Source organism: Mixta calida (assembly GCF_002953215.1).
Lineage (GTDB): Bacteria > Pseudomonadota > Gammaproteobacteria > Enterobacterales > Enterobacteriaceae > Mixta > Mixta calida.
On the sequence record NZ_CP026378.1, the window covers coordinates 3,262,048 to 3,288,703 of the forward strand.

The following is a 26,656-nucleotide window of genomic DNA, read 5'->3' on the forward strand; positions in this document are numbered from 1 at the left end:
CCGGGCGGCGCTTTCTCCGCCCGCATCAACCTGAAAAAAGATAATGACGACACGTCCCGATAACTATTTTACCGAAACATATCAGCTGACCGCCCCGCATTCGGAAGTGGTGGCGGCGCTGCCGTTGCTGACGCCGGGTAAAGCGCTGGATGTCGGCTGCGGCAACGGGCGCAACAGCCTTTACCTGAATATGAAAGGATTTGAAGTCGACGCCTGGGATAAAAATCCGCAGAGCCTCGATCGCCTGAACCACATTATCGCCGCAGAGTCGATCAGCGGCATCCACACGCAGCTGACCGATCTGAACAGCGTGCGCTTTAACGGCGAATATGACTTTGTCTTTTCGACGGTGGTGATGATGTTCCTGCAGCCGGAGACCATCCCGCAGCTGATCGCCGATATGCAGGCCAGCACGGCGAAAAACGGCTATAACCTGATCGTCGCGGCAATGGACACGGACGATTTTCCCTGTACCGTGCCCTTCCCCTTCACCTTTAAATCGGGCGAGCTGAGCCACTACTACCGCAAATGGCAGATCGTGAAATATAACGAAAACCCCGGCCAGCTGCATAAAACGGATGAAAACGGCAACCGCATCAGCCTGCGTTTCGCCACGCTGCTGGCGAAAAAGGCGCCGCCAGCGGAGTAATCAGCTCTCTCCCAGCATCGTGAGCGGCTGAAGTTCACTGATGGCGTAACCCTGCAAATAATCAATGCCCAGCCCGCGCAGGGCTGTGGCTACCGCCTCCGACTCCACCGACTCCGCTACGATCTGCATGCGCTTCAGGCGGGCGACGCGGCAGATAGATTCGATAATCTGATAGTCCAGCGGGTTGTGCAGCATATTGTGGATGAAGCTGCCGTCGATCTTAAGCATGTCCGCCTGCAAGTTTTTCAGCTGCAGATAGCTGGCGTAGCTCGCGCCGAAATGTCCGATGGCGATGCGGCAGCCCATCTGGCGCAGTCGGTTAATGGTGCGAAAGCCCGCAGAGGAATCTACCGTGACCAGCGCCTCGCTGATCTCCAGAATCAGCTGCCAGGGCTCGACCTGATGGTACTTCAGCAGCCGCTCCAGCTCGCTGATGAAAAAGGGCCGACACAGATTCACCGCGTGGATATTCACCGCAAAGCGCGCCGCAGGCAAACGCTCGCGGCAGCGATCGATAAAGCCCAGCGCGTGATCCAATACCCAGCGGTCGATTTCCCACGTCAGGCCGAACTCCTGTACCACCGGCAAAAAGCGATCCGGTTCGACCTGCTCTCCCCGTCCGTCAATCAGCCGTAGCAGCAACTCATGATAATCATCGCCGCGCAGCCCTTCGATGCGCTGCGCCATCATAATAAAGCGTTCGTTATCCAGCGCCTGCTGCACCTCATTTAACAACGCCAGCTTCTCTTTCACCTGGCGCTGCGCGCCGCCGTTGCCCTGATGCAGGTTTTCCGGCTGATGGCTATGCAGCGACACCTCCGCCATACCGCTCAGCTCGCCCAGCAGGGCCGGCAGATGGTTCACCGGCGGCACCACATGGCAATAACTGATGCCGATATCGGGTTGCAGCGGCAGCCCCTGCCAGCGCAGGCTGTAGCCATCAATGCGCACGCCGATTTGATAGATGCGCTGCTCGTAGGTCGCCTTATTCAGACGCAGCGCCAGATCGAAGCCCGGCAGATGATAGATGGCCTCGTTGGACTCCAGCAGCGGCTGTAGATGCGCAGCCAGCCGTCGCTTATATTCAATACGCAGGTCCAGCCCCCAGGTGCGGCTGAGGCGGTCGAGATCGGGAATGCGTAAAAAACAGAGCGTAGAGGAAGCCTGCTGCGCCAGCATTATTTTCAGCGCGCGCAGATTAGGCAGGTCGATAATCGGATCGATCAGCGCAGCCTGGCGCGATTTCTGAATCAGCTGCCGCTGCCGCACGCCGTTAACGCCGATAAAGTAGAGGATTAACGACCAGACCAGTAAATTAGTGATGGTGATCGCCAGATGCAGTGAGATTTCCGGCTGGATGCGAAATTGATAGAGCAGAAGCAGCACCAGCGACCACGTCAGCGCGGTAAACAGATAGCCGAAGCGGGCGGCGGACCAGAGCATGGTCGGCAGCAACAGCAGCAGGGCGAAATCGCCTATCACCTGGTTTTGCAGCTCGCTGTGCAGCACTGTCAGCAGCGCCACCAGCAGCGACAGCCAGGCCAGCCAGATTTTTATCTCCGCCGGGCTGACGCTTTCGGCGATCTGCTGGCGCAGCAGTCCGAGCTGACGCGACAGGTAGTGCGGATGGCGAAAGCAGCGGATCGTCATATAGTAAAGGGGCATAAGCGCTATGCTGGAGAGCAGAATGGCCTGATAGTTGATCAGGGTGCGCAGCGTTAACGGATTGCGGTTGAAAATCGAGGCGGAAGCAGGCACCGCATTCAGCGTCACCGTTATCTGAAGTAAAAAAACCAGCAGCGTCGGCAGGAAAAATCCCAGCCAGAACAGCCGCGTCACGCCCAGCTGCACCGCGCCGGGCCCGGCGCACCATCTCCGTCCCGCCCAGATGCGATAGCCCAGCCAGCAGATAGCGATGCCGCAGATAAAGATAGTGCAGGTCAACAGCGCATGGCCCAGCGAGAAAAGCGTCAGATAGCGCCACAGCAGCGCCAGCGTGATGCCGGGCAGCGCCGCCCAGTCAAACACCATCAGCAATGCCACCGTCAGCGTTATCGGCAAGAACAGCAGATAGACGGGGCCGTCGGGCAAGCTCAGCCGTACGGACAGGCTCCCGGACAGCGGCATCAGCAGCAGCGCCAGCCATAAAGGCATGCCCCACCAGCTGCGGCGAAAACGACGCAGCGCGGTTAAATTAAACCCCGAAAACAATGACGGCCTCTCCTCTCATGATGAAGCTCGCAAAAAGAGCCGCACGCAGTATAAAAACGGCCCTCATACTAATTTCAACGGCACTTTCAGGGTTGATGTATATCAAAACACACCGTTAAAACCGTTTTGGCCGCTGCTCGTTTAGCCAGCAGACAGGTTATTTCCATTATCTTCTGAGGAGAGTGGCGACGGCGCGACATTGACCTGAAGGTTACGCTGTGCCTAAATTGTTTTACCGCCTTCGGGCCAGATACAGGAAACCCTGCGTGAACAGCGTTACGTCGTTTCGAAGACGTCATAAAACCGGTCGAATGACCCGCATCGTGTTGCTGATTAGCTTCATTCTTTTACTGGGCCGTTTGCTCTATGTGTTGCCCGGCGCATTTCAGCATCATCAGGATAAAAAAGAGCATGCTGAGGTTCCGGCCATCACCCAGCCCGCCAAAGAGTAAGCCCATGATGCGAGCGTTAAGTTGCCTTTAATGAGACAACTTACCCTCTCCTCATGCCTGTAGAAAACGCCGGGCCGCCTTTCGCCCCGCATCCAGACACAAGGGAATTTTTATGTCTGTATCCCAAGCTCAACAGCTCGCCGATATTCGCAGCCGTATCCTTACGCTTTTACTTGATGGCCCCGAACTGGTTGAAGCCTTGCTTGAGCCGCCGTCCGATCCCGCCACCCTTTCCGCCGACACCGCCGCGCAAATTAGCGGCCTGCGCGACGATCTCGCCCTGCTGCACGCCGCCGATATCGCCGATATTCTTGAAGCGCTGCCGGAAGATGAGCGCCAGGCGCTATGGCGGCTGGTGGATAATTCACGCCGCGGCCAGGTGCTGGTGGAAGCGTCGGAAACGGTCTGGGAAAGCCTGACCGAAGTAATGAGCGACAAAGATATCCTGCAGGCGATCGCGCCGCTGGATATTGATGACCAGGCGTATCTGGCGCGCTACCTGCCGCGCGATCTTACCGGCAGGCTGCTGACCACGCTCGATCCGGCACTGCGCGCACGCGTGCTGAACGTGGTGCATTTCGACCGCGATCGCGTCGGGCGCATCATGGATTTCAACTTTATTACCGTACGCGCCGACATCGATATGGCAACGGTACAGCGATTTTTACGGCGCAGACGCGCGATCCCGGAAGGCACCGATAAGCTGTTTATCACCGATAAAGACAACGTGTTGCTGGGCGAGCTGCCGCTGACCGATATTCTGCTCAACCAGCCGGAGACGCCGGTATTTTCGGTGATGAACGATCGGCCGACCACTTTTCGTCTCGATGACAAGGCGGAAGACGCCGCCGGCGCCTTTGAACGTTATAACCTGATTTCCGCCGCGGTGATTGATGATAAAGGCAAGCTGATCGGCCGCGTCACCATTGAAGACGTGATCGACCTGGTTAACGAAGAGAACGAAAGCAACATCCGTAAAATGGGCGGCCTGAGCCAGGAGGAGGAGGTGTTCGCGCCGGTAAAAAAGGCGGTGCGCACCCGCTGGACCTGGCTGGCGATCAATCTGTGTACCGCCTTTGTCGCCTCGCGCGTGATCGGCCTGTTCGAGGAGACGATTTCCCAACTGGTGGCGCTGGCGACGCTGATGCCGATCGTCGCGGGCATCGGCGGCAATACCGGCAACCAGACCATCACCATGATCGTGCGCGCGCTGGCGCTGCATCAGGTAGAGCCGGGCAATTTCAGCTTTCTCTTCTTGCGCGAGCTGGGCGTGGCGCTGATAAACGGCCTGTTCTGGGGCGGCATTATGGGCGGCATCACCTGGCTGATGTATGACAACCTGGCGCTGGGCGGCGTAATGATGCTGGCGATGGTGTTAAACCTGCTGTTGGCGGCGCTGATGGGCGTGCTGATCCCGCTGATTATGACCAAAATGAATCGCGACCCGGCGATCGGCAGCAGCGTGATGATTACCGCGCTGACCGACACCGGCGGCTTTTTTATCTTCCTGGGTCTGGCGACGCTGTTTTTGCTGCACTGAGGCGAGGTGGCGATTTAAGGACAAAGAAGCGATAACGGGAACAGATTCAGCTGCCAGAGAACAGGTTTTCGCCAGCCTGACAGTCGTTTGCCAATAAGAAGCAGGGCGCTTTAATTAACGCTCCAGTCCTCCAGGCGCAGCCCGGAGATTCTGACAAATTCGTGTGTATTATTGGTGACCAGAATCAGCCCCAGCGATCGGGCATGCGCCGCGATCATACTGTCATACGGACCGACCGGCGTCCCCGCTTTCGCCAGCTCCGCACGAATTTGCCCCGTATGGATTGCAGCCTCGTTACTATAATTTAATACTTCCAGCCTGGCGATAAAGCCTTCTACTACCCGCAGATTTTTTTCCGGGCTGGCAGATTTCTCCGCTTCGTAGATCAGTTCCATTAGCGTTACGGAACTGACGCACAGCTGTCCATAACGTTGATTAAAAGCGGTGCGCACAGTCGGAGGCTTGTTTTTAATGGTATAAATACAGATGTTGGTATCCAACATATATTTGAGCATCAGAAGCTTTCCCTTTCTTGTTCATCAGGCTGATCCCGTGCCGTCATAAAATCTGATGTTACGTCCTCTCCATCAAACCAGCTATCCCAACCCTCGCCTGCGGGCGTAATTATCCGCGTCCGGCCCACGGCAATAATTTCAACCTGGCTGACATTGTCCGGCAGCGCGACGGCTTTAGGCAAACGCACCGCCTGGCTGCGATTGTTTTTAAACACGGTCGTCTTTTCCATCGCTTTCACCTCTGGTTATATTTTGTACTGAATAAAGATAAAGCAAGTCAGGGATATGTCAATGGGATATACCTTCAGGAGCAACGTGTTTACTGAGCAGTTGAAGCCCGCTTTCTGAATTCCTGCATCTCTCCATGTAAAAACAGATTTCATTAACGATGCACGAAATTGAGGATTTATGAAGCATCGCGATAAACCTCTCTATCGGGCGCCGCGAGACAAAAAAGCCCGCGATTAAGCGGGCTTCGGTCACTTCGTTATACGCGCCGGACAAACCGGACGTTAAATCATTCCCACTCGATCGTCGCTGGCGGCTTGCCGGAGATATCGTAAACCACGCGGGAAATGCCGTTGATCTCATTAATAATGCGGTTAGAGACGCGGCCCAGGAACTCATACGGCAGATGCGCCCAGTGCGCGGTCATAAAGTCGATAGTTTCCACCGCACGCAGCGAAACCACCCAGTCATATTTACGACCATCGCCCATCACGCCGACAGAACGCACCGGCAGGAAGACGGTAAACGCCTGGCTCACTTTGTTGTAGAGATCGGCTTTACGCAGTTCTTCGATAAAGATGGCGTCGGCGCGGCGCAGCAGATCGCAGTACTCTTTCTTCACTTCGCCCAGCACGCGCACGCCCAGACCCGGACCCGGGAACGGATGGCGATAGAGCATATCGTACGGCAGGCCCAGCTCCAGGCCGATCTTGCGCACTTCATCCTTAAACAGCTCTTTCAACGGCTCGACCAGGCCCAGCTTCATCTCTTTCGGCAGGCCGCCGACGTTGTGGTGCGATTTAATTACGTGCGCCTTGCCGGTGGCGGAGGCGGCGGACTCAATCACGTCAGGGTAGATGGTGCCCTGCGCCAGCCACTTCACGTCTTTCAGGCTGGTCGCCTGCTCGTCGAAGACCTCAACAAAGACGCGGCCAATGGTTTTACGCTTGGCTTCCGGTTCATCGATGCCCGCCAGCGCGTCAAGGAAGCGCGCTTCCGCCGGCACGTGGATGATATTCAGGCCGAAATGGTCGCCGAACATATCCATCACCTGCTCCGCTTCGTTCAGACGCAGCAGACCGTTATCGACGAAGACGCAGGTCAGACGGTCGCCGATGGCGCGATGCAGCAGCATGGCGGTCACGGAGGAGTCGACGCCGCCGGAAAGACCGAGGATCACTTTATCGTTGCCAACCTGCTCGCGCAGACGCTCAACGATATCTTCAATGATCTTCGCCGGGGTCCAGAGCGCCTCACACTCACAGATATCCAGCACGAAGCGCTCCAGCATACGCAGCCCCTGGCGGGTGTGGGTCACTTCCGGGTGGAACTGCACGCCGTAGAAACGCTTCTCTTCGTTAGCCATAATGGCGAACGGACAGGTTTCGGTGCTGGCGACGGTGACAAAGTCGGACGGGATTGCCGTTACCTTGTCGCCGTGGCTCATCCAGACATCCAGCAGCGGCAGGCCAGCAGCGCTGATGGAATCTTCAATGCCGCGCACCAGCGCGCTGTCGGTTCTGACCTCCACCTGCGCATAGCCGAACTCGCGTTCGCTGGAGCCTTCTACTTTACCGCCCAGCTGCATTGCCATGGTCTGCATGCCGTAGCAGACGCCCAGCACCGGCACGCCAGCGTTAAAAACATATTCCGGCGCGCGCGGGCTGTCGAGTTCGGTGGTGCTTTCCGGGCCGCCGGAAAGAATGATGCCGCTTGGTTTAAATTCGCGGATCTGCGCTTCGGTCACATCCCAGGCCCAGAGTTCGCAATATACGCCCAGCTCGCGCACGCGGCGCGCCACCAGCTGAGTGTACTGCGAACCAAAATCGAGGATTAAAATACGGTGCTTATGAATATTTTCCGTCGTCATTAAGGCAATTCCAGGGCGATAGACTGATAAATAAAAGCGCCCGGCGGGTGCCGGGCGAGAAAATTACGGGATTAGGATCCCATGCGATAGTTTGGCGACTCTTTAGTGATGGTCACGTCATGGACGTGGCTTTCCGAAATACCGGCGCCGCTGATGCGTACAAATTCCGCTTTAGTGCGCAGCTCTTCGATAGTGGCGCAGCCGGTCAGCCCCATGCAGGAGCGCAGGCCGCCCATCTGCTGATGCACGATCTCTTTCAGGCGGCCTTTATAGGCGACGCGGCCTTCGATGCCTTCCGGCACCAGCTTGTCCGCCGCGTTGTCGCTCTGGAAGTAGCGATCGGAGGAGCCTTTAGACATCGCGCCCAGCGAACCCATGCCGCGATAGGATTTAAACGCGCGGCCCTGGTAAAGCTCGATTTCGCCTGGGGATTCTTCGGTGCCGGCCAGCATTGAGCCGACCATTACGCAGGCGGCGCCTGCGGCGATCGCTTTAGCGATATCGCCGGAGAAGCGGATGCCGCCGTCGGCAATCACCGGCACGCCGGTGCCTTCCAGCGCTTCAACCGCGTCGGAAACCGCAGTAATCTGCGGCACGCCGACGCCGGTAACGATACGGGTGGTGCAGATAGAGCCAGGGCCGATGCCGACTTTCACCGCGCTTACGCCCGCCTGGGCCAGCGCCAGCGCGCCCGCGCCGGTCGCGACGTTGCCGCCGATGATCTGCAGGTTAGGATATTTGGCGCGCGTTTCGCGGATGCGTTGCAGCACGCCTTCGGAATGACCGTGAGAGGAGTCGATCAGCAGCACGTCAACGCCCGCCGCCACCAGCGCATCGACGCGTGCTTCATTGCCCGCGCCTGCGCCGACCGCCGCGCCAACGCGCAGACGGCCATGCTCATCTTTACAGGCCAGCGGCTTACGCTCCGCCTTCTGGAAATCTTTTACGGTGATCATGCCGAGCAGACGGAAGCTGTCATCCACCACCAGCGCTTTTTCGACGCGCTTCTCATGCATTCTTTGCAGCACCACTTCGCGCGCTTCACCCTCTTTAACCGTCACCAGGCGCTCTTTTGGCGTCATCACGGCGGTGACCGGCAGGTTGAGATCGGTCACGAAACGTACGTCGCGGCCGGTGATAATCCCGACCAGCTGGTTATCCTCCGTCACGACCGGATAGCCGGCGAAACCGTTGCGCTCGGTCAGCTCTTTTACTTCACGCAGCGTAGTGGTCGGCAGCACGGTCTGCGGATCGGTCACGACGCCGCTTTCATGCTTTTTCACCTTGCGCACTTCTTCCGCCTGGCGCTCGATGGACATATTTTTGTGGATAAAGCCCAGCCCGCCTTCCTGCGCCAGCGCGATAGCCAGACCGGCTTCGGTCACGGTATCCATGGCGGCAGAGAGCATTGGAATGTTCAGACGAATGGTTTTGGTCAGTTGGGTGCTGAGGTCGGCCGTGTTAGGCAGTACAGTGGAGTGAGCAGGAACGAGCAAAACGTCGTCAAAAGTGAGTGCTTCTTTAGCGATTCGTAGCATGGCAATATCTCAACCTGGGGTGAATGAGAACAGATAAAATATTGCCGCGGCATTATACAGGGCGTAATCGGTTGCCTCCAGCTTTTTTTCAGAAAATGTCTTGATCCCCTGCTTCAGGCATGTAGTATCGGTGAATTAACTCGCTGATTTATTATTTGATCCTCATCACATGTCGCTACCGCCTTCCGCCAATATATTTACCGTCAGCCGCCTTAATACCACGGTGCGTCAGCTGCTGGAAGGCGAGATGGGTCAGATCTGGCTCAGCGCCGAGATCTCTAACTTTACCCAGCCCGCTTCCGGCCACTGGTACTTCACGCTGAAAGATGACACCGCCCAGGTGCGCAGCGCCATGTTCCGTAACAGCAACCGGCGCGTAACTTTCCGTCCGCAGCATGGACAGCAGGTGCTGGTGCGCGCCACGGTGACGCTTTACGAGCCGCGTGGCGACTATCAGCTGATTGTCGAAAGCATGCATCCGGCGGGCGAAGGTCTGCTGCAACAGCAGTTTGAACAGCTGAAGCAGCGGCTGGCGGCGGAAGGACTGTTTGAGCAGCAGCATAAACAGCCGCTGCCTGAACCGGCGCGTCAGGTGGGCGTGATCACTTCCGCTACCGGCGCGGCGCTGCATGATGTGCTGCGCGTGCTGCATCGCCGCGATCCGTCGCTGCCGGTGATCATCTATCCGACGGCGGTCCAGGGCAACGATGCCCCTGCATCCATCGCGCGCGCCATTGAGCTGGCTAACCTGCGCAACGAGTGCGACGTGCTGATCGTCGGACGCGGCGGCGGCTCGCTGGAAGATTTATGGAGCTTTAACGACGAGCGGGTGGCGCGGGCGATTTTCGCCAGCCGCATTCCGATCGTCAGCGCCGTCGGCCATGAAACCGACGTAACCATCGCCGATTTTGTCGCCGACCTGCGCGCGCCGACGCCTTCCGCCGCGGCGGAGATCGTCAGTCGCAATCAGGTGGAACTGCTGCGCCAGCTGCAGTCGCAGCAGACGCGGCTGGAGATGGCGATGGACTACTACCTGGCCCAGCAGCAGCGCACCTTTACCCGCCTGCAACACCGTTTGCAGCAGCAGCATCCGCAGCTGCGGCTGGCACGCCAGCAGACGGCGCTGTTCCGTCTGCAACGGCGGCTGGACGAGGCGTTACAGCTGCGTCTGCGCGAGGCCGCGCGCCAGCAGGATCGTCTGACGCAGCGCCTGGCGGCCCAGCAGCCGCAGCGTAATATCAACCGTGCGCAGCAGCAGCTTCAGCAGTGGCAATATCGTCTGACGCAGGCGATGCGGCAGCGGCTGAGTGAAGAAAAACAGCGCTTCGGCGCGCTGGCGGGACATCTGGAAGGCGTCAGCCCGCTGGCGACGTTGGCACGCGGCTTCAGCGTGACGCAGACGCCCACCGGCGAGGTGCTGAAAACCGCCGGGCAGCTTCAGCCTGGCGACAAGCTGCAAACCCGCCTGCAGGATGGCTGGGTGGAAAGCGAAGTAAAAACTATCACGCCGCTGAAAAAAACGCGCAAAAAGCGGACATAGCCTTCGCCATAAGGCGGCAATCAGAGCTGAATGTCTTCCATAATGCTAAAAAGTCGCGCTAAAAGCGCCCAAAAAACGCCGTGCCGCATCTTAAAGCAATAGTCGGCAATGAGCTGCATGCCTCCCGTTACGCCATAAAAAAGGCGCGCCTGAAGCGCGCCTTTTTAGCCTGCGACGCTACAGTCGATACGCTGAGGCAGCTTCGCCGTTAATCCACAATTCACGCCGTTCGCCGGATGGCAGCACTATCTCTAACTGCCGCCACGCGGGCTGATAGCGCCCTTCCCGCGCTATGTTCAGCGTAATGCGCGTCGCGTCGCAGGTCATTCGCCAGCGCAGCCAGAGCGCATCGCCCTCACGCCAGCCGTAGCTTTCGCCGTCATCCTCGAAAAGCATTCCTTCGCTCTCTCCTGCTGACAGCGGAAACAGCCGCAGCTCGCGCTGATTGTCCGCAGCCGCGTCCACATGCGCCAGCCGCTGCGACATCGGCAGCCCGGCGCCGGCGCGCGCCAGCAGCGGCAGCCGCTCCAGCGGCGCATCCAGCGTGATCCACTGTCCGCCGCCGTACCATTGTCCGCTCCAGAAGCAGTACCAGCCTGTGCCGTTATCGGGCAGCCATACCCGGCGCTGACGCTGGCCCGGCTCCACCACGCTCGCCACCAGCAGATCGCGTCCGATAAGAAAATCATCCGTTTCCTGCCAGGCGTGTGCGTCATGTTCATGATCAAGAAAGGTGGGCCGCAGCATCGGCTCATCGTCAACGCTGGCCTGCCACAGCAGCGTGTAAAAGTAAGGCAGCAGACGGTAGCGCAGGCGGATCGCCTCGCGCACGATGTCCGTTACGGCGGGATACATCCACGGCTCGTTTACCGTGCCGTCGTCATTCCATGAGTGTATGGTAAAACGCGGATGCATCACGCCGTTCTGCACCCAGCGGGCAAACAGCTCCGCGTCCGGCCTGTCGCCGGAGAAGCCGCCGACGTCGTGACCGACGTTATACAGCCCCGACAGGCTCATCCCCAGCCCCATGCGCGTGTTGTAGCGCAGCGTCTGCCAGCTGGTGCGGTTGTCGCCGCTCCAGGTCTGTACGTAGCGCTGCATACCGGCGCAGCCGGAGCGCGAAATCAGGTAAGGCCGTTGCTGCGGCGCGAAACGCTGCTGCGCCTCCAGCGAGGCGCGCATCATCAACAACGGCATCACCGGACGAATGTGCTTAATCGCCACGGGGCGACCGAAGCCGTGACAGCGCGCCTCGCCGTCCCAGATCTCATATTCGTTGTTGTCGTTCCAGGTGGCATCGATGCCCATCTCCAGCAGCTGCGTGGTGACGCCCTGCTGCCACCAGCGTATCGCATCGGGATTGGTAAAATCGAGGTGCGATCCCTCATCGTCCCAAAAGCAGGAGCGCTCCGGCGCATCCGATTCGGAATCGCGAATAAACAGCCCCTGCCGCGCCGCTTCTTCATAACGCGGATGATCCTGTAGCAGGCAGGGTTTGATATTGGCCGCCAGCCGCAGTCCCGCCTCATGAAACGCCGCGCTTAGCTGGCGCGGCTGCGGCACTTTTTCATAGTTCCAGTTAAATACGTAGCGCTTATTGCCGATGGAGGTGTAGCCGGAAGAAAGCTGGAAAGAGTCGCAGGGAATAGCGTGCTGCCGGCAGAGCTGAATAAACTGCTGTAGCTGGTGCTGCGCGTCGGGCGCGTCGGTGTAGTGCATGGTGGAGCCGCTGTAGCCCAGGCTCCACTTCGGCCCGAAACAGGTTTTTCCGGTAAGCCGCACAAAGGCTTTAGTGACGTCCAGCACGCGCGGACCGAAAAACAGGTAGTAGTCGAGATCGCCCGCCTCCGCCTGATAGCGGCGGTAAGGCTGATGATAGTTGTCCAGTTCGTTGCCGAGGTCGAGCCAGCAGCTGCTGAGATTATCGTAAAACAGGCCGAAGCTAACCTGCTCGCGGCGGGTAATGGTAAACGGAATATGCTTGTAGAGCGGATCGGTGCTGGCGGCGTTATAGCCCATCGCATCCAGATTGCGCATCTCAAAGCGTCGTCCACTGCGCTCTAGGTCGCCCGCTTTTTCCCCCAGCCCGTAGTAGCGATCGTCGGCGAAACGGCGCTGGTAGTGCGCCACGCCGTCGCCGTGCGCATTCAGCAGATAGGCGCTGGTGCGACGATCTTCGACCAGCGGACGCCACTGGTTATCCGCATCCAGATATTCCCACGCCAGCCAGAGCGGCTGATGCACCGTGACGCGCAGATGCTGGCTGCTGATGATCAGCCGATCGGCGTAGGTTTCCAGATGATAGCCCGGCAGGCTGAAGCCCTCCACGCTCAGGCGATCGCGTCCCTCCCAGGGCACATCTTCCTGCGGCGCGATGCTCCAGGTGCGATCCAGCGCCAGCTCGCCGTTGCGTTTGATCAGGATGCGGAACATCGACTCCTCCAGCACGTAGAGGCAAAACAGATGCCGCCCGTCAACCTGCAGTTCGATCCTGTCGGCGTACTTCCCCGCCAGCGTCCAGTTTTTTAACGTCTTCATATCCACTCCAGCAGTTAACGTTTTTTAGCGCGGCGTTCGGCCAGCAGAGCAATCAGGAACAGCGCGCCGATAAGGTCGAAAAAGCCCATCGCCACAAACAGCGGGCCGAAGCCGATGGTGTCGGAAACGGCGCCGATCAGCAGGGAAAAGAGGAAGCTGGCGATCCAGGCGCAGGAGCCGCGCATGCCGTTGACGGTCGCCATCTGATTTTTATCGAACGACTCCACCACCAGCGCGCTCAGCATGCAGGAGATCACCTGATGGCCGAAGCCGCCGATAGAGATCAGCGCAATCGCCAGAAACGGATCTTTGGTTACGGCGACCAGCGTCAGCGACAGCATCAGAAACGCGCCGGTAACGGAGCTGGCGATCACCGAATTAATGCGCTGGAAGCCGAACCATTTGCGATACAGGTTGGTGAGATAGCCGCTGGCGACGCTGCCAATATCGGCCGCCAGGAAAGGCAGCCAGGCGAACAGCGCGATCTGCTTGAGATCCATGCCGCGCTCGGTAGCGAGATAGAGCGGCACCCAGAAGCTGAAGACCGCCCAGGCCGGTTCGGCAAGAAAGGCGGGAATGGCGATGCCGTAAAATTTCTTGTCGCGGCAGAGACGCGCCAGCGAGGTGAAAAACGGCAGCTTCGGCAGATCCGGCTCGTTATCTTCCCGGATCAGATCCAGTTCCTGCTGGCTGAGGTTCGGATGCTGCTGCGGCGCATGGTAGAAGCGCCACCAGAGCACCACCCAAACCAGCCCCAGCGCGCCGGAAAAGAGAAAGGCGCCCTGCCAGCCCAGCGTCAGGTGGGCGACGACGATAATCGGCGGCGCCAGCATCGCGCCGACGGAGAAGCCTACCCCGGCCCAGCCTGCGGCGACGGGCCGCTCTTTCTTCGGAAACCAGTCGGCGATGGCACGGGCGTTGGCGGGCGTGGCGGCCGCTTCAGCGCCGCCCATGAAAAAGCGCAGCAGCGCCAGCTGAACCCAGCTTCCCGCACCGGCGTGCAGCATACAGACCAGCGCCCAAAGCGTGGCGCAGATCATAAAGCCGGTTTTCAGGCCAATCACATCGATCAGCCAGCCGCAGAGCGGCTGAAACAGCGTATAGGCGAGCTGGAATGCCGCCACTACCCAGGAGTACTGCTCGGTGGACATATTCAGGCTGACCTTGAGCTCCGGCGCCAGAATCCCCAGCGAGTTGCGGGTAATGTAGTTAATGGTGATGCCGAGCAGAAAGAGCGCCAGCATCCACCAGCGCAGCGACTTGAATTTACGGGCAGAACGGGTTGCGGTGGCCTGTTCGGTTTCAATACTCATCTGTTTTCTCCATCGCCGCCTGCCGTGCGGTGCGCGCAGGCGCTTCAGTCGTGGTATCGAAGGCTACAACAGCGGTGCAATGCGACGTGTTTCACAAAATAGTCCTTTTGCCCGCTTAACCCTATGATTATCGGTTGATTTCCCTGGCGAGCCATCAGCATAGTGAAGTGTCGCGTCTGTCCAACCGAGCTACCGTTGCAGACTAGCCAGCAGCGTTGCCGGGCGAAACCGCGTTTTTTGCAAAAATTTTCATTCGCAAGCAAATCGTCGTGAGCAACAGGGCCTGAGTGCGCAACAGCGGGCTAACCAACGCTGATGAAAAAATTTTCATCAGCTGATTTGAAGGGGATCACAAAATGAATGGAAAGTTAAAAATCACCCTGATCGCCCATCAAACCGGGCTGTCGATCAGTACTGTTTCGCGCGTGCTGGCGGGCAAAGCCAACACCAGCGAAGCCGCCCGGCAAAAGGTGATGGCCTGCGCGCGCCAGCACGGTATTTTGCAGGATCTGTCGCAGGGCAGACTGATGCTGAACAACCTGGTGATTTTCGCGCCGCCGCGCGCCTTCTCGGTGCGCACCGACATTTTTTACTACAAGGTGATTCAGAGCGTGATCGATGCGCTCAGACCTTGGGAGGTGCGCATCAGCTCCTGTGGGCTGGAGGAGGATCGCAGCGACAGCGCGCTGTTCGTCGAAAAGATGAACCATCCGCATACCCAGGCGGCGTTGATTATCGGCATCGACGATCCGCATATCCATTCGCTGGCGGCGGATCTGAATAAGCCCTGCGTATTAGTTAACTGCAGCGACCGCGAGATGCGCCTCGACAGCGTTTCCCCCGATCATCAGCTGATCGGCGAGTTTTCCGCCAGCTGGCTGTTTCAGCAGGGGCACCGCAACATCCTTAACTTGCAGTGCCTGCGGCGTAACACCATGGAACTGCGTCTCGCGGGCATTCGCCAGGCGTGGATGCGGCAGAATTTGACCTTTGACGCCGGACAGCATCTGGTCACCACCTCTGGTTTCGGCGCGGAGGAGGCGGAGCTTGCGGTGACCAGCTGGCTGAGCGCCCTGCCCGATCGCAGCCGCTGGCCGAGCGCTATTCTCGCTGGCGGCGACTTTATGGCGATGGGCGCGGTCGCGGCGATCAATAAGTTCGGCCTGTCGGTGCCGGGCGATATATCGGTAATGAGCACCGACAGTTCAAACCTGGCGGAGATTCACGACGTGCCCTTGACCTCGGTACAGGTGCCGCGCGACGAACTGGGATTCGAGGCGGTTCAGCTGTTGCAGCGCAGGCTGCTGCGTCCTGCCGCCCCACCCTGTAACCTACTGTTGCAGGGGAAACTGGCGGTACGGGAATCGGTGCGGCGTTTTAGCGCCCATAAGATGAAACCGGCGCTCAGCACCCATCATCCGCAACTCTATGACGATCGCGCATAATATTAGCATTTTTAATAAGTAAACGATCGGGGCGCGCGGTCGGACCCTGGGAATATCTGAACTACACTTAGCAGCATCCGCTTTCATCAATAAGGGTTATTTCAGCCTAAGGAGAGCCACAATGCAGCGCAAACCCGTCAGCTCCATTATTCCTCCCTATATTCTGCGTAAAATTATTGATAATGGGTCGGGCCATCAGCAGGATTACGCTCGCCGCACGTTAAACCATGTTCAGCATTTGATGGCGCATAACTGGCAGAAGCCGACCGCGCCGAAAAACGCCACCGGCGGCCATGTCGATCGTGAAATTTACGATGCGCAAAACACCGAAAGCCTGCCCGGCACGCTGGTGCGTAAAGAGGGTCAGCCGGAAAACAACGATATCGCCGCCAAAGAAGCCTGGGACTATCTCGGCGTTACCTATGATTTCTTCTGGCAGGCGTATCAGCGCAATTCGCTGGATAACCAGGGGTTGACGCTGCGCGGCACCGTTCACTATGGCAAGGAGTACCAGAACGCCTTCTGGAACGGTCAGCAGATGGTATTTGGCGACGGAGACGGCGAAATCTTCAACCGTTTCACCATCGCTATCGACGTGGTGGCGCACGAGCTGGCGCACGGCGTGACCGAAACCGAAGCGGGCCTGATCTACTTTGAACAGGCGGGCGCGCTGAATGAATCCCTCTCTGACGTTTTCGGCTCGCTGGTGAAGCAGTTCCATCTCAAGCAGACCGCGGATCAGGCCGACTGGCTGATTGGCGAAGGGCTACTGGCGGAGGGGATTAACGGACGCGGGCTGCGTTCGATGTCGGAGCCGGGCACCGCCTATAATGATCCTATGCTGGGCAAAGATCCGCAACCGGCGCATATGCGCGACTATATTCAGACGCGTGAGGATAATGGCGGGGTTCACCTGAATTCCGGCATTCCCAATCGGGCATTTTATCTGGCGGCGAAAGCGCTGGGCGGCTATGCCTGGGAACTGGCGGGACGCGCCTGGTACGATACCGTGTGCGATAAAGAACTGCCGCAGGACGCCGATTTCAAAACCTTTGCTCAGTTTACTATCCGTCACGCCGAAACGCGCTTTAACAAAGCGACGGCGCAGGCGATTGAAGAAGCATGGAAAGAAACGGGCGTTTTATCATGAAAGAGTTACCGGAACTGACCGACGACGCCGTAATCGATCTGGCGCGCGAAGGCGGTTTTGCTTATATCCCAACGTTAGCCGGTCAGCGGCGCATCGAGCTGGGCCAGTTGCCGAACCCACAGAAAGAGCGGGTATGCGAAATCCTGCGCCACTCCCTGCCGCTCGGGGAGCCGGCGGATAAGCCGGTACAGTCCGGGCGCGGCGACCAGTACTACTACCGCATCCAGATCAGCTATCAAACGCAGCAGCACGCTGGCGATATTGTGATCGTCATTCCCGACAGTCTGGCGCCGCCTGAACTTAAAGCGCTGTGGAAAGAAGGCGAATAGCGTAAGAAAAAAGGCCCCTTGCGGGGCTTTAATTTTTCAGGTTTCTGTTATTTCTTATCCGCCTGATCATCCAGCGCGTAAGCAATCACATAATCGCCGCGATCCGGCGACTGACGCGCGCCGCCTGCGGAGATCAGGATGTACTGTTTGCCGGTTTTCGGCGAAACGTAGCTCATCGGGCCGCCCTGACTGCCGACCGGCAGACGCGCTTTCCACACTTCCTTGCCGGTAGAGCTGTCAAAGGCGCGGAGATAGTAATCCTGCGTTCCGGCGATAAACACCAGACCGCCCTGCGTCGCCAGCGTACCGCCCAGCGTCGGCATGCCGATCGGCATTTTCATCCGCATCTTAATGCCGAACGGACCGGTATCCTGCACCGTACCGACCGGCACCTGCCAGACGATTTTCTGGGTTTTCAGATCGACCGCCGACAGCGTGCCGAACGGCGGCTCCTGACAAGGAATGCCCAGCGGCGACATAAAGCGGTTTTTGTTGACCGCGTACGGCGTGCCTTTCAACGGAACCGCGCCCATGCCGGTATTGATCGCTTCGCCGCCGTTGCTGCCGCGCGCGATGGCGTCGGTATTGGCCGGGATCATCTGCACCCACAGGCCCAGACGCATATCATTAACGAAAATGTAATGATTATTCGGGTCGGTAGAGAGGCTGCCCCAGTTCATGCCGCCCAGCGAGCCAGGGAAGCTGAGGGATTTGTCAGTGCCCGGCACGGTGAACAATCCATCATAGCGCATCGATTTAAAGCTAATGCGGCAAACCAGCTGATCGAACGGCGTCGCGCCCCACATATCGGACTCTTTCAGCGTCTGCGCGCCGATTTGCGGCATGCCCGTGGAGTGCGGCTGCGTTTTGGTGTACTGCTCGTTCGGGATTGTGCCCTGCTTCATCGGCAGCTCTTTGACTTCCGTCAGCGGCTTGCCAGTGAGTCGATCCAGTACGAAAATCTGCCCGGCCTTGGTGCCAAATACTACCGCCGGTTTGCTGCCGCCCTCTTTCAGCGGGAAGTCGATCAGGCTCGGCTGCATCGGGATATCGAAATCCCACAGATCGTTATGTACCGTCTGGTAGACCCACTTCTCTTTACCGGTGGCGGCGTCGAGCGCCAGGATAGAAGCGCCGTACTTGTGATCCAGCGGCGTGCGGTTGGCGCCCCACAGGTCAACGGAGGAGCTGCCCATCGGGATAAACACGGTGTTCATCGCCGGGTCCCAGGACATAGGCGCCCAGGAGTTCGGCGTGCTGCGCGCGTAAGACTGGCCCGGCTGCAGCTGTGCATTGGGATTCTCATTGCCTGGATCAAACGCCCAGCGCATCTGACCGGTGATCACGTCAAAACCGCGCAGTACGCCGCCAGGCATATCGGTCTGCACGTTATCCGCGATGCGGCCGCCTACCACCACGGTGGTGCCCGCCAGCGTCGGCGCGGAGGTCAGCTGGTATTTCGGATCCTGCGCGTCGCCGAGGCCCGCTTTCAGATCGACCGTGCCCTTGTCGCCAAACTGCTGGCAGAGCTCGCCGTTATCGGCGTTGATGGCGATCAGGCGCGCGTCGATGGTGTTCATCAGCAGGCGGCGCTGACAGCTGTCGCCCGCGGGCAACGAGACCGGGGTAATCGGCGTGGAGCCGGGCACCGTCGGCTGCGGCAGCGGCTTATTGATATCGAAATAAGCCAGGCCGCGGCAGCGGTTCCAGACTTCCGCCTGCGCGTTGATTTCGCGCTTCCAGATCTGTTTGCCGCTGTCGGCGTCAACCGCAATCACGTTGTTATGCGGGGTGCACATATAGATGCGATCGCCGATTTGCAGCGGCGTCTGCTGATCTTCCGCGCCGTTGCCGGTCGGGCTGTCCGGCACGTCGCCGGTATGGAAGGTCCAGGCGACCTTCAGATCTTTAACGTTGTCGCGGGTAATCTGATCAAGCGCGACAAAGCGGCTGCCGCCGGGCGTATTACCGTAGTTATCCCAGTCTTTTTGCGCATTCGCCTTGTCCACCGGCACCAGCGGCAGCGGCTGACCGTCAAAGGCGACAGGAGGATGCGGCTGAAACATCTGCACCAGCGTCGCCACCATCGCCACCGCAAGCACGGCGCTGGCGCCCCAGGCCGCTTTAGCAGCCGAGGGTTTGTCTTCACGTTTGCGCAGCGCAGGCAGCGTCAGCAGCGCGAGGATCATGAAGCCGGTCGGCACCATCAGGCGCGACACCAGCGGCCAGAACTCAAAGCCGCCGTCAATCGGAGCCCAGATCAGCGAGCCGATAAAGACCAGCGCGAACAGCAGCACCGCCGACGCTTTGCGGCGGAAAAACTGAATCGCGGACAGAATGGTAACAATTCCGGCAATCAGGAAGTACTTGCTACCGCCGAGCATGGCGAGTTTACCGCCGCCGATCGTAAAGAACAGACCGGTAGCAAGCAGCACCAGACCCAGCAATATGCACCATATACCCAGTCCTTTTGATGACCGGGTGGTAGTTTGAACCATGATAAAACTCTCCTGGTGGAACCAAGGCTTAGCAATAAGTCATAAGTCGTCAGCCTGAAACGCAGGCCAGCACCCCTGTTTTATTATCCAGCCATAACAAACAGTTAACCTGAAACGGGTTTGCCACCCGCCATTGGCATCCTGCCTTTTAACGCCAGCGCGCTGCGCCGCTAAAAAAAGAGGGTAGACCAACGGCCGGGATTGTACCAATCGGTACGTTATGAGTTAAACAAAAAATTAACAACATTGCGAAAATCCGCACTTTTGCTGCAAAAAATTAACGAGGCAAACCGGCAGGGACAGGAGGTGAAAGAAAACGATCGGCGCGCTTCCGCCGATGGGCTAAAGGAAGCGCGTTTGAAGCTAACGTCAGAAAGAGAGCAGTGAAAGGCTATGCCTGATAGTTTAGCGGCACGAACTCGACCCGCTTTTTCGATATTAGCCCGTGACCGTGCTGGCAAAAGTAATCGACTGCGCCGCAGGCCTTTAGCACCTGTAATGGCTGATGGCAGTCGGGACACTGCGCCTGTCGCGCATAATGAGCGCCGCACCGCTCACAAAAAAAGTCGCTGTCGCCGAGCGTTAGTGGGTGCTGACATTTTTCACATTTCGCCATGATAGCCTCCTGAATAAACGCGGCGGCGGTCGACCGCTGCAATGCGAATATCATAAACCGATGCGAACGGTGAATCCTGCGCCAGGTCATCTTTCGGCGCCGCCCATAAAAAAGGGCCGCGTTTCCGCAGCCCCTTCGATTAGCGCTTGTTCTTTTTCAGATGCGAAAGCAGGCGCTTACGCTTACGCTGCTGGTTTGGCGTCAGCAGGTTGCGTTTGCCGGCAAAGGGGTTGTCCCCTTCTTTAAACTGAATGCGGATCGGCGTTCCCATCACGTTCAGCGAACGACGGAAGTAGTTCATCAGGTAACGCTTGTAAGAATCGGGCAGATCCTTCACCTGGTTGCCATGAATCACCACGATCGGCGGATTATAGCCGCCCGCGTGCGCATATTTCAGCTTCACGCGACGACCACGCACCAGAGGCGGCTGATGATCTTCCGCAGCCATGTTCATGATACGCGTCAGCATTGAGGTGCCGACGCGGCGCGTTGAACAGTCGTACGCTTCGTTGATCGATTCAAACAGATTGCCGACGCCGCTGCCGTGCAGCGCGGAAATAAAGTGAACGCGCGCAAAGTCGATAAAGCCCAGACGGTAATCGAGGGTCTCTTTGACTTCATCCTTCACTTCCTGCGACAGGCCATCCCACTTGTTGACCACAATCACCAGTGAGCGCCCACTATTCAGGATAAAGCCCAGCAGAGAGAGATCCTGGTCGGAGATACCCTGACGGGCATCGATAACCAGCAGCACCACGTTGGCGTCTTCGATCGCTTGCAGCGTTTTGATTACCGAGAACTTTTCTACCGTATCGGTGACCTTGCCGCGTTTACGCACGCCAGCGGTATCGATCAGGATATATTCGCGCTCGTCGCGCTCCATCGGAATATAGATGCTGTCACGGGTGGTGCCCGGCATGTCGTACACCACTACGCGATCTTCGCCGAGAATACGGTTGGTAAGCGTTGACTTACCGACGTTAGGTCGACCGACGATAGCGATTTTCACCGGCAGGCCGGTGGGGTCGAAATCATCCTCTTCCTCTTCCGCGTCAGGATCTTCGCCGCGCTCTTTCGCTTCCAGCTCGGCCCAGTAGGCCTGGTTCTCTTCCTCTTCGCTCAGCGGCTCCGCAGGCGCAACCACGTCCATCCACGGCAACAGCGCCGTTTCCAGCAGCGAAGTGACGCCGCGGCCATGCGATGCGGCGATGGAGTGAATCTCGCCCAGGCCCAGCGCGTAAAAATCGACGACGGCGCTGTCAGCGTCCAGCCCGTCGGTTTTGTTCGCCACCAGAAACGTCGCTTTCTCACGCGCGCGCAAATGTTTGGCGATAGCCTGATCCGCAGGCATCAGCCCGGCGCGCGCATCCACCATAAACAGCACGACGTCCGCCTCTTCAATCGCCAGCAGCGACTGTTCAGCCATACGGGTTTCCACGCCATCTTCGGTGCCGTCAATACCGCCGGTGTCGATGACGATAAATTCCCGTCCTTCCACCTCGGCGCGCCCGTATTTACGATCGCGCGTCAGACCTGGGAAATCTGCCACCAGCGCATCGCGGGTGCGCGTTAAACGGTTAAACAGGGTGGATTTGCCCACGTTAGGACGCCCAACCAGCGCGACCACAGGTACCATAAATAATGCCTCATTACGAAACGAAAAATCAGAAGCCTGAACAGGCAATTATAAACGGTCTCTGCCGCCCTGTTCAGGCTGAAGGCGCTAAGGATAACACGCCGTCAGAAAAACGAAACGGCCCCTGTAAGCCAGGAGCCGTTGATCAACACTGCGCTATCCGTCGGCGATTAACGCGCGATAGAGTAAACCTCGCCGTTCTTCGCCTGGATCAGCAGCTTATCGCTGGCAACCACCGGTTCGGTCTGGAAGCCGGAGCCATCCACTTTCTGCTGCGCGACGAAACGACCGTCGTCGGTGTTCAGCCAGTGCAGATAGCCTTCGCTGTCGCCCACAACGATATAGCCGTTATAAAGGACCGGTGAAGTCAGGTTGCGGTGCAGCAGATCGCTCTGACGCCAGATGGCGACGCCGCCGTCGGCGTTCAGCGCCATCACGCGGTCATCCTGATCGATCAGATAGATGCGGCCCGCGTCGACAATGAAATCTTTCACCGAACCGATTTCGCGTTTCCACAACATCTGGCCGGAACGCAGATCCAGCGCCGTCAGGTTACCGTTATAGGCCAGCGCGTACACTACGCCGTTAACGATAACCGGCGTGGTGTCGACGTCGCTGAGACGATCGATTTCGGTCGCGCCGCTCGGCTGAGAGATGCGCTGCTGCCAGATAATCTGGCCCTGGTTCAAAATCACTGCGCTGACGCGGCCATTGTCGCCGCCAACGATCGCGCCGCCGAAAGCGGTGGCGGGCGCAGATTCGCCGCGCAGCGAAAGCGCTGGCATATCCAGATTAACGGTCCATTTCACCGCGCCGCTGTTCTGATCCAGCCCCTGCAACATGCCGTTGCTGGTATGAATCAACACCAGGCCGTCGCTGACCACCGGACGGGAAAGCGCTTCGCCAGCCACTTTGGTCTGCCAGGCGACAGAGCCGTCGGCGCTGTTCAGCGCATAAACCTGCGCGCGCTCGCTGCCGATATAGATATGCTCGCCCGCCGCGGTTACGCCGCCGGAAAGCAGGGCTGGCGTATTTTTCGAGAAAAAGCCGTTATCGGTGGAAAGGTTAACTTTCCATTTTTCTTTACCGTCGCTGGCGTCCAGCGCCTTCACGATGCCGAAACGATCGGCCGCATAGACGGTGTCATTCTGCCAGGCGGGATGCAGATTGGAGTAGAAGTCGCCAATGCCGTCGCCGACGGAGGTGCTCCACACTTCCTGCGGTTCAAACTGGTTTTCCACTTTCGGCAACGGGGCCATTTTGACGACATCTTCTTCGCCGCTGAACAGCGAGCAACCGCTGAGCAAAGTGACTGAAATCAGCCCTGACAGCAGGTATTTACGTAATTCCATGCGCTCTCTCTTGAATGGCTTAACCTAAATTATTCATTTTCATCTGCATCATTTCTTTCAGCGCCGGTGACGCCTCGGAAGCGATCCCCTTGCTCCAGGCATCACGGGCGCCCTGCTTATCGCCCTTGCTCAGCAGCGCTTCACCACGAATATCCGCAACGATGGCCGTCCAGCCTTCACCCTTCACGCTATCCAACGTTTTCAGCGCGTCGTCCGCCTGCTTCTGTTGCAGCTGAATCCGCGCCAGGCGCAGATTCATTACCGCCTGCAGGTTGGCGTCGCGCGTATTTTTAATGCCGCTTTGCAGCTGTCCGGCCGCTTTCGCCAGCTCGTTTTTATCGACATACTGCTTCGCCAGGTCGAGCGAGGCCAGCGCGCCATAGGTATTGCTGTTTTCGTTAGCGAATTTCGCCACGGCTTCCAGCGTCTGCGGCTTGCTGGCGTCCAGCGCGGTGGTCAACTGCTGATAGTGCGCCGACACTTCACGCGAGGAGCTGTCCTGATGAGTGCTCCAGTAACGCCAGCCGACCAGCGCGCCGATACCCAGCACCACGCCGACCGCTAATGCTTTGCCGTTATTGGCAAAAAAACGACGGAGCGCATCCACCTGTTCGTTTTCGTTGCTGTAAACTTCCACGCAATCCTTCTCCTTAACTGTTCCTGCCCGACGATCTTACGACAGCAGGGTCACTAACGCCGCAGCCACTTCATCCTGCGCCAGCGTTTGTTGTTCGCCGCTGCGCAGGTCTTTCACCACTACCTGCCCGGCGTTCATTTCATCTTCGCCCAGCACCAGCGCAACGCGAGCGCCCCATTTGTCGGCGCGCGCGAACTGCTTCTTAAAGTTGCCGCCGCCGAAATTGGTCATCAGCTTTAGCGACGGCGCCGCATCGCGTACCCGCTCCGCCAGCTGCATCGCGGCGGACTGTACGCCCTGACCCGAAGCGATAACATAGACATCAACAATGCGTGACGGTTCAAAATCGGGGTTAACCGCCTGAACCAGCAGCACCAGACGCTCCATGCCCATGGCGAAACCGACGCCCGGCGTCGCGCGTCCGCCCAGCTGCTCGACCAGTCCGTCATAGCGGCCGCCGGCGCATACCGTGCCCTGCGCGCCCAGGCTGGTGGTCACCCATTCGAATACGGTGCGGTTGTAGTAATCGAGACCGCGCACCAGGCGCTGGTTGATGGTGTAGGCGATGCCGACGCTATCCAGCAGCGCGCACAGCCCGTCGAAATGGGCGCGCGATTCTTCATCCAGATAATCGCCCAGCGTCGGCGCGTCGTTCAGCAGCGCCTGCACGTCCGGGTTTTTACTGTCCAGCACGCGCAGCGGATTGCTGTACATGCGGCGTTTGCAGTCTTCGTCCAGCGTCTCTTTATGCTGTTCGAGGAATGCTACCAGCGCGTCGCGGTAGCTGGCGCGCGCTTCAAGCGAGCCGATGGAGTTAAGCTCCAGCTTCACATGATCGGCGATGCCGAGCGCTTTCCACCAGCGCGCGGTCATCATAATCAATTCGGCGTCGATATCCGGCCCTTGCAGACCGAACACTTCCGCGCCGATCTGATGGAACTGACGGTAGCGCCCTTTCTGCGGACGCTCGTAGCGAAACATCGGGCCCATGTACCACAGGCGCTGCTCCTGGTTATAGAGCAGACCATGCTCGATACCGGCGCGCACGCAGCCCGCGGTGCCTTCCGGGCGCAGCGTCAGGCTTTCGCCGTTGCGATCGTCAAAGGTATACATCTCCTTTTCCACCACGTCGGTCACTTCGCCGATAGCGCGCTTAAACAGCGGCGTATGCTCGACGACCGGCAGGCGGATTTCGCTGTAGCCATAGCTGGACAGTACCTGCTTCAGAATACCTTCGATACGCTGCCAGACAACGGTGTCGGTCGGCAAATAGTCGTTCATGCCGCGGATGGCCTGGATGTTCTTCGCCACGTCATTTCTCTCTTTATTCAAATTACACCAGACACGGCGTCTGGCCGTTCCGGCGATAATGCCGGAACCTGAACAGAAAAAAACCTGTACGGCGCAGGCCGTTCAGGTTCAGTCAGCGCGCCGCCGCAGCGACGGCGCCGTTTAATTTTCCACTTGCTGCACGTTAATGCGCCGGGTTTCATCGAGCATCGCCGCTTTCGCCCGAATGCGCGCTTCCAGCTGGTCGATCATATCGTCATTATCGAGACGATCGCGCTGGCGAACGCCATCTTCATAAAAGCCGCTTTTCTTGTTGCTGCCGGTCACGCCCAGCGTCGACACCAGCGCTTCGCCCGGTCCGTTCACCACGCAGCCAATGATCGAAACGTCCATCGGGGTGATGATATCTTCCAGCCGCTGCTCCAGCGCGTTAACGGTACCGATCACGTCGAACTCCTGACGCGAGCAGGTCGGACAGGCGATAAAGTTGATGCCGCGGGTGCGGATGCGCAGCGATTTCAGGATATCGAAACCGACTTTCACCTCTTCCACCGGATCGGCCGCCAGCGAAATGCGCAGCGTATCGCCAATGCCTTCGGAAAGCAGCAAACCGAGGCCGATCGCCGATTTTACCGCGCCGGCGCGCGCGCCGCCCGCTTCGGTGATCCCCAGATGCAGCGGCTGATCGATCTGTTTCGCCAACAGACGATAGGACTCTACCGCGAGGAAGACATCGGAGGCTTTTACGCTGACTTTGAACTGATCGAAGTTGAGTCGATCCAGATGATCGACATGGCGCATGGCGGATTCAAGCAGCGCCTGCGGCGTCGGCTCGCCATACTTTTCCTGCAGATCTTTTTCCAGCGAGCCGGCGTTAACACCGATGCGGATAGGAATATTTCTGTCACGCGCGCATTCCACCACCTGGCGGATACGCTCGTTGTTGCCGATGTTGCCGGGGTTGATGCGCAGACAGTCGACGCCATATTCCGCTACTTTCAGCGCAATGCGGTAGTCAAAATGAATATCCGCCACCAGCGGCACGTTCACCTGCTGTTTGATCAGTTTGAACGCTTCAGCGGCGTCCATGGTCGGCACCGAGACGCGAACGATATCAACGCCCACGCGCTCCAGCGCTTTGATCTGTTTAACGGTCGCTTCCACATCCGTGGTGCGGGTGTTAGTCATGGATTGCACGGCGATAGGCGCGCCGTCACCCACTGGCACCTTGCCGACGTAAATGCGCGTTGATTTGCGACGGATAATGGGTGCTTCGTTATGCATGTTGTTTCTCCATAATTGCCGCGAA

General features: G+C 58.5%; 21 protein-coding genes. 7 read left to right on the forward strand and 14 right to left on the reverse strand.

The genetic code is table 11. From position 1 onward, the window contains the following. Positions 1–43: 43 nt before the first annotated feature. Entirely contained in the window at positions 44–649 is a 606-nt protein-coding gene (gene tehB / locus C2E16_RS15520) for a tellurite resistance methyltransferase TehB (RefSeq protein WP_084971118.1), read from the forward strand. Here tehB and C2E16_RS15525 read toward each other — a convergent pair whose 3' ends face one another. Continuing rightward, positions 650–2,860 carry a sensor domain-containing phosphodiesterase gene (locus C2E16_RS15525; RefSeq protein WP_244555337.1) on the reverse strand — a complete coding sequence of 737 codons (2,211 nt, stop codon included), beginning with the start codon at positions 2,858–2,860 and terminating at the stop codon, positions 650–652. A gap of 266 nt (positions 2,861–3,126) precedes the next feature. Here C2E16_RS15525 and C2E16_RS15530 point away from each other — a divergent pair, with 266 nt between their 5' ends. Next, positions 3,127–3,312 (forward strand): YfgG family protein, encoded by a 186-nt coding sequence (locus C2E16_RS15530; protein WP_038624745.1) that lies wholly within the window; start codon positions 3,127–3,129, stop codon positions 3,310–3,312. A gap of 112 nt (positions 3,313–3,424) precedes the next feature. Beyond that, entirely contained in the window at positions 3,425–4,852 is a 1,428-nt protein-coding gene (gene mgtE, locus C2E16_RS15535; protein ID WP_038624743.1) for a magnesium transporter, read from the forward strand. A 110-nt stretch (positions 4,853–4,962) separates the two neighbouring features. Here the strand turns inward: mgtE and vapC are convergent, their stop codons facing one another. The 4 genes from vapC to guaB form a co-directional block, all read right to left on the reverse strand. Continuing rightward, on the reverse strand, positions 4,963–5,367 hold the full coding sequence (gene vapC, locus C2E16_RS15540) for a type II toxin-antitoxin system tRNA(fMet)-specific endonuclease VapC (protein ID WP_084971120.1): 405 nt from the start codon (positions 5,365–5,367) through the stop codon (positions 4,963–4,965). After that, positions 5,367–5,597 (reverse strand): type II toxin-antitoxin system VapB family antitoxin, encoded by a 231-nt coding sequence (vapB, locus tag C2E16_RS15545; protein ID WP_038624739.1) that lies wholly within the window; start codon positions 5,595–5,597, stop codon positions 5,367–5,369. Before vapB ends, vapC begins: the two co-directional genes overlap by 1 nt. 287 nt (positions 5,598–5,884) lie before the next feature. Further along, entirely contained in the window at positions 5,885–7,465 is a 1,581-nt protein-coding gene (gene guaA, locus C2E16_RS15550; protein WP_038624737.1) for a glutamine-hydrolyzing GMP synthase, read from the reverse strand. Positions 7,466–7,536: 71 nt separating this feature from the next. After that, positions 7,537–9,003 (reverse strand): IMP dehydrogenase, encoded by a 1,467-nt coding sequence (gene guaB / locus C2E16_RS15555; protein WP_038624735.1) that lies wholly within the window; start codon positions 9,001–9,003, stop codon positions 7,537–7,539. 169 nt (positions 9,004–9,172) lie between these two features. Here guaB and xseA point away from each other — a divergent pair, with 169 nt between their 5' ends. Next, positions 9,173–10,543 (forward strand): exodeoxyribonuclease VII large subunit, encoded by a 1,371-nt coding sequence (gene xseA / locus C2E16_RS15560; protein WP_038624733.1) that lies wholly within the window; start codon positions 9,173–9,175, stop codon positions 10,541–10,543. 177 nt (positions 10,544–10,720) lie between these two features. On the opposite strand, the gene C2E16_RS15565 is transcribed toward xseA, so the two are convergent. Both C2E16_RS15565 and C2E16_RS15570 read right to left on the reverse strand, forming a co-directional pair. Continuing rightward, the gene (locus tag C2E16_RS15565; RefSeq protein ID WP_104951563.1) at positions 10,721–13,081 is read right to left on the reverse strand and encodes a glycoside hydrolase family 31 protein; all 2,361 of its coding nucleotides are present in this window, start codon (positions 13,079–13,081) and stop codon (positions 10,721–10,723) included. Between the two features lie 14 nt (positions 13,082–13,095). Continuing rightward, positions 13,096–14,394 carry an MFS transporter gene (locus C2E16_RS15570; RefSeq protein WP_038624729.1) on the reverse strand — a complete coding sequence of 433 codons (1,299 nt, stop codon included), beginning with the start codon at positions 14,392–14,394 and terminating at the stop codon, positions 13,096–13,098. 356 nt (positions 14,395–14,750) lie between these two features. On the opposite strand from C2E16_RS15570, the gene C2E16_RS15575 reads away from it, so the two are divergent. The 3 genes from C2E16_RS15575 (at position 14,751) to C2E16_RS15585 (ending at position 17,318) form a co-directional block, all read left to right on the forward strand. Continuing rightward, positions 14,751–15,839, forward strand: a complete 1,089-nt coding sequence (locus C2E16_RS15575) for a LacI family DNA-binding transcriptional regulator (protein ID WP_038624727.1) — start codon at positions 14,751–14,753, stop codon at positions 15,837–15,839. Between the two features lie 121 nt (positions 15,840–15,960). After that, a complete protein-coding gene (locus tag C2E16_RS15580; protein WP_084971208.1) occupies positions 15,961–16,989 on the forward strand; it encodes a M4 family metallopeptidase in 1,029 nt (342 codons plus the stop codon). Beyond that, complete coding sequence (locus tag C2E16_RS15585) at positions 16,986–17,318, forward strand: protealysin inhibitor emfourin (RefSeq protein ID WP_038624723.1); 333 nt, start codon at positions 16,986–16,988, stop codon at positions 17,316–17,318. The genes C2E16_RS15580 and C2E16_RS15585 overlap by 4 nt, the downstream gene beginning before the upstream one ends. 47 nt (positions 17,319–17,365) lie before the next feature. Here the strand turns inward: C2E16_RS15585 and C2E16_RS15590 are convergent, their stop codons facing one another. The 7 genes from C2E16_RS15590 to ispG all read right to left on the reverse strand — a co-directional run bounded on the left by C2E16_RS15590 (position 17,366) and on the right by ispG (position 26,631). Continuing rightward, entirely contained in the window at positions 17,366–19,816 is a 2,451-nt protein-coding gene (locus C2E16_RS15590) for a glucose/quinate/shikimate family membrane-bound PQQ-dependent dehydrogenase (protein ID WP_038624721.1), read from the reverse strand. A 391-nt stretch (positions 19,817–20,207) separates the two neighbouring features. Further along, a complete protein-coding gene (locus C2E16_RS15595; protein WP_038629915.1) occupies positions 20,208–20,432 on the reverse strand; it encodes a zinc ribbon domain-containing protein in 225 nt (74 codons plus the stop codon). A gap of 139 nt (positions 20,433–20,571) precedes the next feature. After that, positions 20,572–22,068, reverse strand: coding sequence for a ribosome biogenesis GTPase Der (der, locus tag C2E16_RS15600; protein WP_038624719.1), 1,497 nt, complete (start codon positions 22,066–22,068; stop codon positions 20,572–20,574). Positions 22,069–22,238: 170 nt separating this feature from the next. Further along, positions 22,239–23,420 (reverse strand): outer membrane protein assembly factor BamB, encoded by a 1,182-nt coding sequence (gene bamB / locus C2E16_RS15605; RefSeq protein WP_038624717.1) that lies wholly within the window; start codon positions 23,418–23,420, stop codon positions 22,239–22,241. Between the two features lie 19 nt (positions 23,421–23,439). After that, positions 23,440–24,057, reverse strand: a complete 618-nt coding sequence (locus tag C2E16_RS15610) for a YfgM family protein (RefSeq protein WP_038624715.1) — start codon at positions 24,055–24,057, stop codon at positions 23,440–23,442. Positions 24,058–24,093: 36 nt separating this feature from the next. Continuing rightward, positions 24,094–25,368, reverse strand: a complete 1,275-nt coding sequence (gene hisS / locus C2E16_RS15615; protein WP_038624713.1) for a histidine--tRNA ligase — start codon at positions 25,366–25,368, stop codon at positions 24,094–24,096. Between the two features lie 141 nt (positions 25,369–25,509). Next, positions 25,510–26,631 (reverse strand): flavodoxin-dependent (E)-4-hydroxy-3-methylbut-2-enyl-diphosphate synthase, encoded by a 1,122-nt coding sequence (gene ispG, locus C2E16_RS15620; RefSeq protein WP_038624711.1) that lies wholly within the window; start codon positions 26,629–26,631, stop codon positions 25,510–25,512. Between the last annotated feature and the right edge of the window lie 25 nt (positions 26,632–26,656).

Bases quoted from the DNA above. Each gene is read 5' to 3' on its own strand.
- tehB (WP_084971118.1), top strand. From the start codon at position 44: ATGACGACACGTCCCGATAACTATTTTACCGAAACATATCAGCTGACC.
- mgtE (WP_038624743.1), top strand. From the start codon at position 3,425: ATGTCTGTATCCCAAGCTCAACAGCTCGCCGATATTCGCAGCCGTATC.
- vapC (WP_084971120.1), bottom strand. From the start codon at position 5,367: ATGCTCAAATATATGTTGGATACCAACATCTGTATTTATACCATTAAA.
- vapB (WP_038624739.1), bottom strand. From the start codon at position 5,597: ATGGAAAAGACGACCGTGTTTAAAAACAATCGCAGCCAGGCGGTGCGT.
- guaA (WP_038624737.1), bottom strand. From the start codon at position 7,465: ATGACGACGGAAAATATTCATAAGCACCGTATTTTAATCCTCGATTTT.
- guaB (WP_038624735.1), bottom strand. From the start codon at position 9,003: ATGCTACGAATCGCTAAAGAAGCACTCACTTTTGACGACGTTTTGCTC.
- xseA (WP_038624733.1), top strand. From the start codon at position 9,173: ATGTCGCTACCGCCTTCCGCCAATATATTTACCGTCAGCCGCCTTAAT.
- C2E16_RS15565 (WP_104951563.1), bottom strand. From the start codon at position 13,081: ATGAAGACGTTAAAAAACTGGACGCTGGCGGGGAAGTACGCCGACAGG.
- C2E16_RS15570 (WP_038624729.1), bottom strand. From the start codon at position 14,394: ATGAGTATTGAAACCGAACAGGCCACCGCAACCCGTTCTGCCCGTAAA.
- C2E16_RS15575 (WP_038624727.1), top strand. From the start codon at position 14,751: ATGAATGGAAAGTTAAAAATCACCCTGATCGCCCATCAAACCGGGCTG.
- C2E16_RS15580 (WP_084971208.1), top strand. From the start codon at position 15,961: ATGCAGCGCAAACCCGTCAGCTCCATTATTCCTCCCTATATTCTGCGT.
- C2E16_RS15585 (WP_038624723.1), top strand. From the start codon at position 16,986: ATGAAAGAGTTACCGGAACTGACCGACGACGCCGTAATCGATCTGGCG.
- C2E16_RS15590 (WP_038624721.1), bottom strand. From the start codon at position 19,816: ATGGTTCAAACTACCACCCGGTCATCAAAAGGACTGGGTATATGGTGC.
- C2E16_RS15595 (WP_038629915.1), bottom strand. From the start codon at position 20,432: ATGGCGAAATGTGAAAAATGTCAGCACCCACTAACGCTCGGCGACAGC.
- der (WP_038624719.1), bottom strand. From the start codon at position 22,068: ATGGTACCTGTGGTCGCGCTGGTTGGGCGTCCTAACGTGGGCAAATCC.
- bamB (WP_038624717.1), bottom strand. From the start codon at position 23,420: ATGGAATTACGTAAATACCTGCTGTCAGGGCTGATTTCAGTCACTTTG.
- ispG (WP_038624711.1), bottom strand. From the start codon at position 26,631: ATGCATAACGAAGCACCCATTATCCGTCGCAAATCAACGCGCATTTAC.